Origin of the sequence: Pseudomonas rossensis (assembly GCF_039888995.1) — a bacterium.
Classification (GTDB): domain Bacteria; phylum Pseudomonadota; class Gammaproteobacteria; order Pseudomonadales; family Pseudomonadaceae; genus Aquipseudomonas; species Aquipseudomonas rossensis.
Genome location: NZ_JBBWCB010000136.1, coordinates 1 through 13,919, shown reverse-complemented (window position 1 = coordinate 13,919; position 13,919 = coordinate 1). Strand labels below are relative to the sequence as shown.

General features: G+C 60.2%; 12 protein-coding genes. 5 read left to right on the top strand and 7 right to left on the bottom strand.

The genetic code is table 11. The features are described 5' to 3' along the window. Positions 1–125 precede the first annotated feature (125 nt). Positions 126–1,454 (bottom strand): tRNA (N6-isopentenyl adenosine(37)-C2)-methylthiotransferase MiaB, encoded by a 1,329-nt coding sequence (gene miaB, locus WLY71_RS25315; RefSeq protein WP_033053447.1) that lies wholly within the window; start codon positions 1,452–1,454, stop codon positions 126–128. A 134-nt stretch (positions 1,455–1,588) separates the two neighbouring features. Between miaB and WLY71_RS25310 the strand changes: the two genes are divergently transcribed. Continuing rightward, positions 1,589–1,918 (top strand): DUF1820 family protein, encoded by a 330-nt coding sequence (locus WLY71_RS25310; RefSeq protein ID WP_007894425.1) that lies wholly within the window; start codon positions 1,589–1,591, stop codon positions 1,916–1,918. 141 nt (positions 1,919–2,059) lie between these two features. Here WLY71_RS25310 and WLY71_RS25305 read toward each other — a convergent pair whose 3' ends face one another. The 4 genes from WLY71_RS25305 to WLY71_RS25290 form a co-directional block, all read right to left on the bottom strand. Further along, on the bottom strand, positions 2,060–2,614 hold the full coding sequence (locus WLY71_RS25305; RefSeq protein WP_056744588.1) for a tetratricopeptide repeat protein: 555 nt from the start codon (positions 2,612–2,614) through the stop codon (positions 2,060–2,062). A 224-nt stretch (positions 2,615–2,838) separates the two neighbouring features. After that, positions 2,839–4,122: a glutamate-1-semialdehyde 2,1-aminomutase gene (gene hemL, locus WLY71_RS25300; RefSeq protein WP_347805721.1), complete on the bottom strand. Its 1,284-nt coding sequence runs from the start codon at positions 4,120–4,122 to the stop codon at positions 2,839–2,841. A 29-nt stretch (positions 4,123–4,151) separates the two neighbouring features. After that, positions 4,152–4,775, bottom strand: coding sequence for a thiamine phosphate synthase (gene thiE / locus WLY71_RS25295; protein ID WP_347805720.1), 624 nt, complete (start codon positions 4,773–4,775; stop codon positions 4,152–4,154). Between the two features lie 32 nt (positions 4,776–4,807). After that, entirely contained in the window at positions 4,808–5,605 is a 798-nt protein-coding gene (locus WLY71_RS25290; RefSeq protein ID WP_008152868.1) for a hydroxymethylpyrimidine/phosphomethylpyrimidine kinase, read from the bottom strand. A gap of 410 nt (positions 5,606–6,015) precedes the next feature. Here WLY71_RS25290 and WLY71_RS25285 point away from each other — a divergent pair, with 410 nt between their 5' ends. The 4 genes from WLY71_RS25285 to WLY71_RS25270 all read left to right on the top strand — a co-directional run bounded on the left by WLY71_RS25285 (position 6,016) and on the right by WLY71_RS25270 (position 12,514). Further along, positions 6,016–8,400 carry a 7TM diverse intracellular signaling domain-containing protein gene (locus WLY71_RS25285; protein WP_347805719.1) on the top strand — a complete coding sequence of 795 codons (2,385 nt, stop codon included), beginning with the start codon at positions 6,016–6,018 and terminating at the stop codon, positions 8,398–8,400. 74 nt (positions 8,401–8,474) lie between these two features. Next, the gene (locus WLY71_RS25280; protein WP_347805718.1) at positions 8,475–10,121 is read left to right on the top strand and encodes an acyl-CoA dehydrogenase family protein; all 1,647 of its coding nucleotides are present in this window, start codon (positions 8,475–8,477) and stop codon (positions 10,119–10,121) included. A 176-nt stretch (positions 10,122–10,297) separates the two neighbouring features. After that, complete coding sequence (gene amn / locus WLY71_RS25275; protein WP_347805717.1) at positions 10,298–11,797, top strand: AMP nucleosidase; 1,500 nt, start codon at positions 10,298–10,300, stop codon at positions 11,795–11,797. A 75-nt stretch (positions 11,798–11,872) separates the two neighbouring features. Then, entirely contained in the window at positions 11,873–12,514 is a 642-nt protein-coding gene (locus tag WLY71_RS25270) for a pseudouridine synthase (protein ID WP_347805716.1), read from the top strand. Here WLY71_RS25270 and WLY71_RS25265 read toward each other — a convergent pair. Beyond that, positions 12,509–12,718 (bottom strand): DUF2788 domain-containing protein, encoded by a 210-nt coding sequence (locus WLY71_RS25265; RefSeq protein WP_347805715.1) that lies wholly within the window; start codon positions 12,716–12,718, stop codon positions 12,509–12,511. The two genes, WLY71_RS25270 and WLY71_RS25265, sit on opposite strands and share 6 nt — an antisense overlap. A 227-nt stretch (positions 12,719–12,945) precedes the next feature. After that, on the bottom strand, positions 12,946–13,425 hold the full coding sequence (locus WLY71_RS25260) for an Lrp/AsnC family transcriptional regulator (protein ID WP_007937367.1): 480 nt from the start codon (positions 13,423–13,425) through the stop codon (positions 12,946–12,948). Positions 13,426–13,919: the final 494 nt, after the last annotated feature.

The window sequence follows — 13,919 nt, the reverse complement described above, 5'->3', positions numbered from 1 at the left end:
AGAGAGCTTGGTCCGGGCGGCGATCCGCCGATGGCGCCAGCTCAGCCACCTTAAATGTTGAATGTCAGACCGTCATCGTCGGATCGCCGCCCGGACCAAGCTCGCTCCCACAGGGTAATGAGGTGTTACTGGATCAGCGAGCCCCGCAGCGAGTGCGGCTGAGCGGCGTCGATGTGCACATCGGCGAACTGACCAATCAACGTCGGATTGTCGCAGCGGAAATTGACGATGCGGTTATTCTCGGTCCGGCCTTGCAGTTCGCCGGGGTCTTTTTTCGAATAATCGGTCACCAGGATCCGCTGGATCGAACCGACCATTTGTCGGCTGATCTCGAAGCCTTGCTGGTTCAGGCGATGTTGCAGGGCGTTCAGGCGTTCTTTTTTCAGCGCTTCCGGCGTTTCGTCGGCCAGATCGGCAGCTGGAGTGCCCGGGCGCTGGCTATAGACGAACGAGTAGGAGAAGTCGAAACCGACGTCTTCGATCAGCTTCATGGTCTGTTCGAAGTCTTTTTCGGTCTCGCCCGGGAAGCCGACGATGAAGTCCGAGCTGATGCATATCCCCGGCACGGCAGCACGCAGCTTGCGCAGTTTGGATTTGTATTCCAGCGCGGTGTGGTTGCGCTTCATCGCCGCCAGGATTCGGTCCGAGCCCGATTGCACCGGCAAGTGCAGGTGTTTGACCAGTTCCGGCACGTCGGCGTGGGCCTGGATCAGGCTATCGGAGAACTCCAGCGGGTGTGAGGTGGTGTAGCGGATGCGGTCGATGCCATCGACGGCGGCCACGACGCGGATCAGTTCGGCGAGATCCGCCAGGCGTCCATCGTGAGTGGTCCCACGGTAACCGTTGACGTTCTGCCCTAGCAGGGTCACTTCGCGCACGCCGTTTTCAGCCAGGTGGATTATCTCGGCGATCACGTCATCGAAAGGTCGGCTGACTTCTTCGCCGCGGGTGTAAGGCACCACGCAGAAGGTGCAGTACTTGCTGCAGCCTTCCATGACCGACACGTAGGCGCTTGGGCCATCGATGCGCGGCTCGGGCAAGTGGTCGAACTTTTCGATTTCCGGAAACGAGACGTCGACTTGCGGCAGCTTGGTAGCGCGGGCGGCGTCGATCATTTCCGGCAGGCGGTGCAGGGTCTGCGGACCGAAGACCACGTCCACGTAAGGGGCGCGGTCGCGAATTGCAGCGCCTTCCTGGCTGGCCACGCAACCGCCAACGGCAATGACCATGTCCGGGTTGGCCAGTTTCAGTTCGCGCCAGCGGCCGAGTTGGGAATACACACGGTCCTGGGCGCGTTCGCGGATCGAGCAGGTATTGAGCAGGATCACGTCGGCATCTTCGGCGCGAGCGGTGACTTCCAGGGCCTGATGTTCGCCCAGCAGATCGACCATGCGCGAGCTGTCGTACTCGTTCATCTGGCAACCGTGGGTTTCGATGTAAAGCTTCTTGGCCATGGAAAGAGTCATCACGTGATTCAAAGAACCGCGCATTATAGGGAACATGACCCAAGGTTCCTACCGCTGTGCGTCCGGTGGCTATGCTATAGTTCGCGCCCTCATTTTTATCCCCGATGTGTTGCTCGCCCACCATGACCAAACGTGAAGCTCCAATCTACAAGGTGATTTTCCTCAACCAGGGCCAGGTGTACGAAATGTATGCCAAGCAGATCTATCAAAGTGATCTGTGGGGCTTCCTGGAAGTGGAAGAGTTCGTCTTTGGCGAGCGCACGCAAGTGGTCGTCGATCCGAGCGAAGAGAAGCTCAAGGCTCAGTTCGAAGGCGTTGTGCGCAGCTTTGTGCCGATGCATTCGATCGTGCGGATCGACGAAGTCGAGCGCCTCGGTACGCCGAAAATCAGCGAAGCCCGCGGCGCGGTCGGCAATGTCATGCCGTTTCCGATGCCGATGCCTGAGAAGTAAGCCTCAAGACCGAGTCGCCCCCAATCGCGAGCAAGCTCGCTCCCACAGTTAATCTCTGGCGTTCACAAAATTTGTGTTCACAGAAGATCAACTGTGGGAGCGAGCTTGCTCGCGATGAGGGCAGTCAGAGCGACGAAGAAATCAGGGAAGGGGCGAGAACGGCGTACGCCCATCGGCGCTCTGCAATTCCATCAGATATTTGCGGAAGATTTGCCCCAGCACTTGGGTAGCCACTTCAAGTTCTTCGCGAGGCATTTTCTCGGCGACTTCGTCGGCGGTGTCCAACGCTTCTTCAGCGCCATTGACCGCAGCCATTTTCAGCACGATATACGCCTGAACGTTATTGGCCGGTACGCCTTCGCCGTGGAAAAACATGGTGCCAAGTTTGAACTGCGCCTGAGCATGGCCTTGCAACGAGGCCTTTTCGAAGTAGCCCAGGGCTTTTTTGAGGTCGCGCGGCGTATTTTTGCCGTCGTAGTAGAACTCACCCAACTCGTATTGCGCTTGCGCATCCCCTTCATCCGACGCTTTCTGGCAGGCGGCAAGCGCCTGTGCCAGGTCTTGTGGCTGAGTATTGAGGGTGCAACGACCCATCGCTGGGATTAACAACGAGTTGCCGCCTGCTTGTGCGAGCGCGAGCAGGGGCTGAAGGAGCAACAGGCAGCCCAATGCAAGGGCGCGGCCGGTGCGGTTCATGGGAATCGACTTACCTCTGAAGGGCGCGCGGACCCATCGAGGGATCCAATAAGCGCGCATTATGAAATAAGCAGGGCCAACCTTACAAAGTCTTTACTCGTTTTTCTGCTGCGCGGGGAATATATCGCCCACTTTGCTGCGGATTTTGAGCAGAAGCGTAGGAATAAGGGCGGGAATGCAGGTGAAAGCTGACGCTGGCAACCGCCAACGTCAGCGGCACAGCGTTATTTCAATGCAGCAAATGCGCGCTCGGCGGCATCCAGCGTCAGTTTCAGTTCGGTTTCGCCATGGGCGATCGAGGTGAAGCCGGCTTCGAAGGCGCTCGGCGCCAGGTACACGCCGCCTTCGAGCATCAGGTGGAAGAAGCGCCCGAACAGGGCAGCGTCGCTGGCCATCACATCATCGAAGGTCACGATGTCGTCGGCGCCGCTGAAGTACAGACCGAACATGCCACCGGCCTGTGTGGTCACGAACGGAATGCCCGCGGCATCCGCGCGTTGTTGCAGGCCATCGAGCAGGCGACTGGTGTAGTCAGTCAACTCGGCGTGGAAACCAGGGCGGCTGATCAGGCGCAGGGTCGTCAGGCCCGCAGCCATGGCCAACGGGTTACCCGACAAGGTGCCAGCCTGATAGACCGGGCCCAATGGCGCGATGTGCGACATGATCTCGCGCTTGCCGCCGAAGCAGCCCACCGGCATGCCGCCACCGATGATTTTGCCGAAGGTGGTCAGGTCTGGCGTCACGCCGTAGTGGGCTTGTGCACCGCCGAGGGCGACACGGAAACCGGTCATCACTTCGTCGAAAATCAATACCACGCCATGCTTGTCGCACAGGGTCCGCAGGCCTTCGAGGAAACCTGGCGCCGGCGGTACGCAGTTCATGTTGCCGGCCACTGGCTCGACGATGATGCACGCCACGTCCGGGCCGACTTCGGCGAGCAGGGTTGCTACGGCGTCGATGTCGTTGAACGGCAGGGTCAGGGTGTGCTTGGCGAAGGCCGCCGGCACACCGGCCGAGCTCGGCACGCCTTGGGTCAGGGCGCCGGAGCCGGCCTTGACCAGCAGACTGTCGGAGTGACCGTGGTAGCAGCCTTCGAACTTGATGATGCTGTCGCGGCCGGTGAAACCACGGGCCAGACGGATAGCACTCATGGTGGCTTCGGTGCCGGAGCTGACCATGCGCACCATTTCCATCGACGGCACGATCGAGCAGACCAGATCAGCCATCTGGGTTTCCATCTCGGTCGGCGCGCCGTAGGACAATCCGTGCTCAAGCTGTTTGCGCACGGCGTCCAGCACGTCCGGGTGGCTGTGGCCGAGAATCATCGGCCCCCAGGAACCGACGTAATCCACATAACGCTTGTTGTCTTCGTCGGTGACGTAGGCGCCTTCCGCGTGTTTGAAGAACAGCGGTGTGCCGCCAACGCTTTTGAACGCGCGAACAGGCGAGTTCACGCCACCGGGAATGTGTTTCTGGGCATTGGCAAACAGGGTTTCGGAACGAGACATGATGGGGCTCTCAAATCAGATTTAGCTATTTAATTACGTAGCAGTTCGTTAAATGCGCGGGCGCGGCGTGTCACTTCAGCCGTGCTCTCGGCGCCAAACAGGCCATGGACCACCGCCAGCAGATCGACCCCGTGGGCCACCAGTGGCGCGGCGTTTTCCAGGGTGATGCCGCCAATCGCGCAGATCGGCAGGTGCAGTTTGCTGCGGGCCTGGTCGAGCAATTCGAGGCTGCAAGTCGGTGCACCGGGTTTGGTGTTGGAGTTGAAGAAACGACCGAAAGCGACGTAACTGGCGCCTTCCTTGGCCGCTTGCTCGGCGAGTTCGAGTTGCGCGTGGCAGGTCGAGCCGATGATCGCCTGGCGACCGAGCAGTGCCCGAACCGGCATCAGCGGGCCATCGGTCTGGCCCAGGTGCACGCCGACGTTCAGGCGTGCAGCGAGTTCGGCATCGTCATTGATGATCAACTGGGTCTTGTAGCGTTCACACAGATCGCGCAAGGCTTCGGCCTCGCGCAGACGGCGGGCCTCGTCGCTGCTCTTGTCGCGGTATTGCAGCAGGGTGACGCCGCCTTCCAGCGCCGCCTCCACGTACGAAAGAAATTTACCGGCCAGCAGTTGGCTATCGGTAATGGCGTACAGGCCACGTAGCTTCATCGGGCAATCCTTTTTGCTTTACGCATGGACAGTTACGAACAGAAATCCAGCGGCAGGCGGCGCGGCACGAACTGGCCTTTGCCCAACTGCTCCGCATCACGCAGGGTGCGCCACGTGTAGTTAAGCGCGGTCTGCACGGCACTGGCGAGATTTTCGCCGAGGGCCAGACGCCCGGCGAGGGCACTGGCCAGCGTGCAACCGGAGCCGTGATAACTGCCGGGCAAGCGCTGGCAGGTGAAGGTTTCGCGGTGACCGTCGCGGCTATACAGGCGATTGTGGATTTCGTGTTCATCGCCATGGCCGCCAGTGATCAGCAGGTGTTTGACGAATGGCAGGAGTTTTTCAGCGCACTCGTCCGCGGTGCCTTCGGGCAGTTCGGCGAGGATGCGGGCTTCGGGAAGGTTTGGGGTGGCGATGATCGACAGAGGCAGCAGGCGCTCGCGCATGGCGTAGCCGACTTCGTCCTTGCCCAGGCGTCCGCCGCCACCGGCGCGCAGCACCGGGTCGCAGACCACCGGCAAATGCGGGTGCGCCGACAACAGTTCGACCACGGTGTCGACCATTTCCAGGGAACCGAGCATGCCCAGTTTCACCGCCGCGACCGTCGAGTCGTTGAGCACGGCATTGGCCTGGGCCAACACCCACTCACGGTCGAGGACGCGGAAGTCAGTGACGTTGACCGTGTCTTGCACGGTCAGGGCGGTGACGGCCGGGGCCGCATGACAACCCTGAGCGAGCAGGGCTTCGATATCTGCCTGCAAGCCGGCGCCACCACTTGGGTCGTGGCCGGAGAGACAGAGGACAACGGGGCGAGAGCTGTAGATATTCATGGTGCGCGAGCTTACCACCAGTCGACCAACGAGTCATGACACGGACTTTGTAGCAGCTGGCGAAGCCTGCGTTCGGCTGCGTAGCAGTCGTGAAGTCAGTCGCTGCGGTGTATCAGGCAGACCGCGTGTTCAGGTTTTACGACTGCTGCGCAGCCGAACGCAGGCTTCGCCAGCTGCTACAGGGAATGAGCGCTTTCACAAACTGGACGGGCAAACATCTCCAGCCCAATGCGTAGAGCTGGAACTCCCGTGCTAGAGCCTTTGTAGGAAAAATTTCAATGGTGTTCAATGGCCATCAACGGCTATGCTAGAGTGGATCCAAACCAATAACAGGTAATACCGGTTTTACGTCTACTCAAAAGGAATGAGGGGCTTCCTGAGATAACCGGACAGGCCACGCTGGGGCTTAAATGCGCTATTTGCTGATGTTGCTGTTGTGCTTGCCCCTCATGGCGAGTGCAGTCGAATTCGACGAATTCACTCAAAGCCTTCCCCTGGGCCGAACCTTGCAGGTGTTCGAAGACGCGGGCGGTCAGGCGACCATCGCCGATGTCCGTGCGCAGGCCGCGGCCGGAAACTTCAAGCCCCACGATAAAGCCACCCTCAACGCCGGTTACTCGCGTTCAGTGTTCTGGCTGAAAATTGACCTGCATTACCGTCCGAACAACCCCGCGGTGCAACGCACCTGGTTGCTGGAACTGGCCTATCCGCCCCTTGATCACATTGATCTCTATTTGCCCGATGCGGCCGGTGGCTATCTACTGGCACGCCAGACTGGCGATGCCTTGCCGTTCGACAGTCGCGAAATCCGCCAGAACAACTACCTGTTCGATCTGAGCTTCACTCCTGATCAAGCGCAAACCCTGTACCTGCGCCTGCAAAGTGAAGGGTCGATCCAGGCGCCGGTCACCCTATGGTCGAGCACTGCCTACCTGGAAGAGCAACCGATCCGACTGTATGTGCTGGGGCTGATCTACGGCGTGTTGCTGGGAATGCTGGTGTACAACCTGTTCATCTATCTCAGTGTGCGCGATACCAGCTACCTCTATTACATCTTCTATATCGCCTCGTTCGGTTTGTATCAGCTGTCAGTGAACGGCGCGGCCGTGGAGTATTTCTGGCCGAACAATCCTTGGTGGGCCAACGCAGCGACGCCGTTTTTCATCGGTTGCGCTGGCCTGTTCGGCAGCCAGTTCGCGCGCGGCTTCTTGCAGACGGCAACCCACAGTCGTTGGCTCGACCGCTTACTGTTGGCGTTGATTGCGTTTAGCGCGGTGGTTGTCGGGTTGTCGTTGATGACCAGTTACGCCCTGGCCCTGCGCCTGGCGACGGCGCTGGCACTGACCTTCACCGTAGTGATTTTTGCCGCAGGGATTTTCGCCTGGCTGCGTGGCCTGCGAGTGGCGCGGTATTTCATCATCGCCTGGTCGGCATTCCTGCTCGGCGGCATCGTCAACACCCTGATGGTGCTGGGTTACCTGCCAAACGTGTTCCTGACCATGTATTCCAGCCAGATCGGCTCGGCGATAGAGGTGGCGCTGCTGTCCCTGGCGCTGGCCGATCGCATTAACGCCATGCGCGAGCAACAGGCGCAGACCCTGTTCGATGCCGGTCAAACGCTTGAAGTGCTGAACCAGCAACTGGCTCACAGTAACAAGCTCAAGGACGAATTCCTCGCCACCCTGACCCACGAACTGCGCACGCCCATGAACGGTGTAATCGGTTCGCTGGAACTGATGCAGACGGTCGAGATGGACCCGGAGCTGGAGCAATATCAGCAGACGGCCGCCGGTTCCGCGCGAGACATGATGCGCATGGTCAACGGCATCCTCACCCTGACCGAGTTGCAGGCCGGCAAGCTCAAGACCTATCCGGCCGTTTTCAGTTTGCGCGGCGTGGTCGAGGCTTTGCGCCTGCAGTTCGAGGGCAACGCGTTGAGCAAGTCGCTGGACTTCAAAGTCGAGGTCGCGCCGGGACTGCCGGATCGCTTGCACGGCGACAGCGCCAAGTTGGCGCAATGCCTGGAATGCCTGCTGGATAACGCGATCAAGTTCACTCGGATCGGTGGACTGGCGCTGCGGGTGACGGGTAAACCCGTGGCGCCCGACCGACTGGCACTGTCCTTTGCGGTGATCGACACCGGCATCGGCTTCACCGATCTGGGGGAGGCGACACTGTATCAGCGATTCTTCCAGCTCGATGGCTCGATGACCCGTGAGTACGGCGGTCTGGGCGTTGGCCTGGCGATCTGTCGGCAACTGGTCGAACTGCTCGGTGGAAAACTGACCCACCGCTCCGAGCCTGGTCGTGGCAGCCGCTTCCAGCTCGACGTCGAGTTCGAACTGCCTGTGGTGGAGCGGCCGTCAGTGCCCTTGATGACCCGGGAGTTTCCTCGTCTGCGGCTGCCTCAGGACTGCACCGTCCTGCTGGTTGATGACAACAGCATCAATCAGTTGGTGATGCGTGGCATGTTGCTCAAGCTGGGCTTCCGGGTGCGCACCGTCGACAACGGGGCTACCGCGCTCGATCACTTGCAGCGCGAAACCTTCGATGCGGTATTGCTCGACTGCCAGCTTCCACCGCTGGACGGCGCGTCCCTCTGTTGCCAGATCCGCGCGTTGCCGGGCTGCACCGAACTGCCGGTATTCGTGATTGCCTTGAGCATTGATCGGGAACGCTGCCCGACCGGTGCCTTGATCGATTACCTGAGCAAACCGGTGAAATTCGAGGATCTGCAAGCAGCGCTCTATCGCCGGGTGCTGTGTCCAAGGCAGGGCGAAAGCGCCGATAGTTAGGCAGATATGACACTTTGTTCAGCTGGGGGGCGGTGCTTAACTGAAGTCCCTTGGCTGACCAAAGGAGCCCCGTCATGAACCTGCATCAGTTCGCCGAAACCCACGAAGTCACCAACCAGCCACCGTCGCTGGACGGCGCCAACCTGTATCGCATCGACCTGCCGTTGCAGGAGTGGTCGCGGCGTTTCGGGGCCGGGTGGGCCGAGTCGCGGATCGACGCTTACGGCGCCTTGGCCGGCGGGCCGCTGATGGAAGCGGGGTTCCTGGCCAATCAGAACAAGCCGGTTTTCAGCAGCCATGACCGTTACGGCCATCGCATCGACCTGGTGGAATTTCACCCGGCCTATCACGAACTGATGCGCACGGCGGTCGAGCACGGTTTGACTTCGTTGCCCTGGGCGCATCCGCAGTCCGGCGCCCACGTCGCCCGCGCCGCCATGACCTACCTGCACAGCCAGGCTGAGGCCGGTAGTGGTTGCCCGCTGACCATGACTTTCGCCAGCGTCCCGGCGATGCGCCTGCAAGCGGATCTGGCGGAGCAATGGCTGCCGAAAATCCTCTCCACCGAATACGACCCGCGCAACGTCGGCATGGCCCACAAGGCCGGGGTCACCATCGGCATGGCGATGACCGAGAAACAGGGCGGCACCGACGTGCGGGCCAACACCACCAAGGCTTATCCGGTGGGCGCCAGTGGTCCGGGCCAGGCGTATGAACTGGTGGGCCACAAGTGGTTCTGTTCGGCACCGATGTGCGATGCCTTCCTTACCCTGGCCCAGACTGACAAGGGTTTGACCTGTTTCCTGCTGCCGCGCCACCGTCCGGACGACACACGCAATCAGTTCTACATACAGCGCCTGAAGAACAAACTCGGCAATTGCTCCAACGCGTCCAGCGAAGTGGAGTTCCGTGGTGCGTTGGCGTGGATGGTCGGCGAGGAGGGCCGGGGCGTTCCGACCATCATCGAAATGGTCGCCATGACCCGCTTCGATTGCATGGTCGGCTCCAGTTCGTTGATGCGCCAGGCCCTGACCCAGGCCAGCCATCACTGCGCTCACCGCAAGGTCGGCGGCAAATTGCTCAGCGAACAACCCTTGATGCAGAACGTACTGGCCGACCTGGCCCTGGAAAGCGAAGCCGCCCTGGCCTTGAGCCTGCGCATGGGCCAGGCGCTGGATCATCTGGATGACGACCATGAAGCCAAATTCGCTCGGCTGGTCACGGCGGTGGGCAAGTACTGGATCTGTAAGCGCGCGCCCGGAATGATCAACGAAGCTGCCGAATGCATGGGCGGCGCCGGTTATGTCGAAGACAGCATCTTGCCGCGGTTGTACCGTGAGGCACCGGTCAATTCGACGTGGGAAGGTTCCGGCAACGTGCAATGCCTCGACGTGTTGCGAGCGTTGTCGAAGGAGCCGGGTGTGCTCGACGTACTGTTCAGCGAATTGGGCGATGGTCATGGCGACAAACGCCTGGCCGCACACATCAGCCAATTGCAGACTGCCTTCAAAGACACCAGCGACATTCAGTATCGCGCGCGGCAGCTCACCGAAGACATCGCCTTGGGCCTTCAGGCCAAGCTGTTGCTGGAGGCGGGCAACGCCGCCGTCAGTGACGCTTTCATTGCGAGCCGCCTCGGTTCGGCCGGTCGGGTGTATGGCGCGTTGCCACGAGGGCTGGATGTGGAAGCGATTGTCGCGAGGTCGACCCCACTTCAGTGAACGACACCGACTCCTGTGGGAGCGAGCTTGCTCGCGATGACTGATTAACATCCGACATAGATGTCGCCTGACAGACCGCTATCGCGAGCAAGCTCGCTCCCACATTTGATCTGCGGTGACCAAAGCACTTGCGTATCAACACTCCACTGTTCCCGTGAAGCGACGATGCAGGCAAGATGAAGGCCTGCAAGTCAGAACACAGGATGCTGATCGTGACCGAAGCTTTTATTGTCGTTCAAACCGCCGAGCAAGCCGTGGACCGGCTTGCGCTCTTGCACAATCGTGCAACCACCGCGCTGAACCAGGCGCTCAAGCGTTACCTCAAGGATCGAGTCGAACCGGACGCCGAACAGCGTGCGATGTTTCGTTATCCCGAACTGCGTCTGACCTACCTCTGCCAGGGCGAAGTCCCACAGACTACTCGCGCCTACGCCAAGGTTCAGTTGCCAGGGACTTACAGCGTCACCGTCACTCATCCGGCGGCCTTCCGTAAATACTTGCTGGAACAACTGGTGCCGTTGATGCACGACTTCACCGTCACGGTGGAAGTCGGCATCAGCCAGCAAAACATTCCTTATCCGTACGTGGTCGAGCAGGGCGATGAGCTGGCCGGTTCCGGCGTCACCGCTGCCACGCTGGCGCGGGTGTTCCCGAGTACCGACCTGTCCGCTGCCACCGACGGGATCGCCGATGGTTTGTATGACTGGGAAAACACCGACCCGCTGCCGTTGGCCTTGTTCGATGCTGCGCGGGTGGATTTCTCCCTGCGCCGTCTGGTGCATTACACCGGCAGCGACTGGCGTCATGTGCAGCCATGGATTCTGCTGACCAACTACCACCGCTACGTTGACCAGTTCATCGTCCATGGCCTGGAACAGTTGCGCAGCGATCCGCGTTTCGTGCGCATGGTCCTGCCGGGCAACGTGATCATCGAAAAGAGCATGGACCACGGCGAAGCCTCGGCGATTGCCGCCGGTGTGGTTTGGCACCGCTATCAGATGCCGGCCTATCACCTGATCGCCAGCGACGGCCACGGCGTGACCCTGGTGAACATCGGCGTCGGCCCGTCCAACGCCAAGAACATCACCGACCACCTGGCGGTGCTGCGTCCGCATTGCTGGCTGATGATCGGTCACTGTGGCGGTTTGCGTCAGTCGCAGACCATTGGCGATTACGTGCTGGCGCACGCTTACATGCGCCGCGACGGGATTCTCGATCGGGTCGTGCCGCCGAATATTCCGATTCCGGCGCTGGCCGAAGTGCAGATGGCGTTGCAGCAAGCGGCGGCCAATATCACCGGTGAGAAGGGCGACGAGCTGAAAAAACGCCTGCGCACCGGCACCGTACTGACCTACGACGACCGTAACTGGGAATTGCGCTGGGCTCAGGAGCGTCCGCTGATCAACCTGTCCCGCGCCGTGGCGGTGGACATGGAAAGCGGCACTATCGCGGCGCAAGGTTATCGCTTGCGGGTTCCGTACGGCACGTTGCTCTGCGTCTCGGACAAACCGTTGCACAGCGAAATCAAACTGCCGGGTTCGGCCAACGCCTTCTATGAGCGCGCGGTCAGCCAGCACTTGAAGATTGGGATCGAGGCGGTGGATCTGTTGCGCACCGAACTCAACTCGCTGCACTCGCGCAAACTGCGCAGCTTCGATGAGCCGCCGTTCCGCTAATAGAGAGTTGTCATGGTCATTTGGCGGTCAGGGCACTAGCATTAGCAGCCCTGACCGTTAGATGTTCCTTTTCCCATGTCTCGTCCTCAACGTCCCGTTTCCCGCCGCCCTGGCGTGAAACCTGCGCCATCGTCCTCTGCCCCGCGCCGTGTCGCCAAAGCGCCACCGGCCGAGCCGAAGCTGATTCTGTTCAACAAACCTTTCGATGTGCTGACGCAATTCAGCGACGGAGAAGGGCGGGCGACGCTCAAGGATTACATCGAGATTCCCGGGATTTACCCGGCAGGACGGCTGGACCGCGACAGTGAAGGTTTGCTGCTGCTGACCAACGATGGCCAGCTTCAAGCGCGGATCGCCGACCCGAAACACAAACTGGCGAAGACGTATTGGGTGCAGGTAGAAGGCGAGCCGAGTGCCGAGCAATTGCAGCGTTTACGCGATGGCGTGGAGCTGAACGATGGCATGACGCTACCGGCGCAAGCGCGGCAGCTTGAAGAACCTGAACTGTGGCCACGCAACCCGCCCGTACGCTTTCGCAAAAGCGTGCCGACGAGCTGGCTGGAATTGGTGATTCGCGAAGGGCGTAACCGTCAGGTACGGCGCATGACCGCGGCGGTCGGCTTGCCGACGTTGCGTCTGGTACGGGTCAGAATCGGCGACTGGTCGATCGAAGGGCTCGATCAGGGCCAGTGGAAGGAAGTGCCAGCGCGTTTATAACGTGCCGGATTCGATCAGGCCGATGACCACGCTTTTGATCACGAACGCGCCCACGCCCAAGCCGAGTACGAAGAACAGGATGAACGAGCCAAAGCGTCCGGCTTTGGACTTCTTCGCCAGATCCCAGACGATGAAACCCATGAAAATGATCAGAATGCTGACCAGACCGGTCATCATCCACTCTTCGAATACTGCAGGATCCATCAGGCATCTCCAGCGTGGGCGAGGCTAAAAGGCGCTGGAGTATACGGCATGGGGGAGTGGTGGAGGATTGACCTGCGTCGGTGTGTCGCAGTCATTCGTCGCCCGGCCCTAACCTTGTAGGAGCTGTCGAGTGAAACGAGGCTGCGATCTTTTGATGTTGTTTTTAAAGAGCAAGATCAAAAGATCGCAGCCTCGTTTCACTCGACAGCTCCTACCAGAAGCGGGTTTCAGCTGCGCAGATGAGTGAGTGGCAGTTCCGTACTGTTCAAGACCTGATTCAACACAAAACTCGACCGCACACTCGTCACCCCTTCAATCCGGGTGAGGTGTCCCAGCAGCAATTTCTGATAATGATCCATGTCCGGCACGACGACCTTGAGCTGATAGTCGGCATCCATCCCGGTCACCAAACTGCATTCCAGCACCTGCGGCAACGTACGAATCGCCGCTTCGAAGTTCTCGAACCGCTCTGGCGTATGCCGGTCCATACCGATCAATACGTAAGCCGTCAGGCTCAGGCCAAGCATCTTGCGGTCCAGCAGGGCCACCTGGCGGGAGATATAGCCGTCGTCCTCCAGTTGCTTGACCCGCCGCGAGCATGGCGAGGGGGACAGGCCGATGCGTTCGGCCAGCTCCTGGTTGGAGATGCGCGCGTCACGCTGCAATTCCGCCAGAATGCTCAGGTCGTATCGGTCGAGTTTGCTCATCAATCAGGCCTTTGTCATAACTATTGCGGTGGATTATCTATCCAGGGTTAAAAATTGCGCAAGTGATGTTTATTTGAGCAATCTTCGCAATCCTCTGCCGGCGCCGCGAGCCTATTCTTATCACCAGAATCACTGCTCGGACAAACAGTCCAGTGCGGCTCGCCCAATCAGGCCAGCTGCGGTCGCCACCCCCACCGGGGATGAGCCGGCCCCCGAGCTACACACTGTCCAGAAGACGGCGTGAGGTGAGCCGACGTCAAAAGCGTCGAGCACGGACGAAGTTCTCTAAAGGGAGGCCGACGGGTCTCCCTTTTCTTTTGGTGCGCCAGGCATGGCGCGTTGCGCGCAAGCGCAACCAGCTTGGCTGTGGTGGCCACGCTGGTGACTTGGAGGTGAAAGTCCTCTACACACCCGGCAAGGGGAAGTGTTAGCCAGAGGCAAGGGTGTCGCGGGCGACTGCGAATCTGAAGGAAGCCCGAGGCAAAATGCTGGCC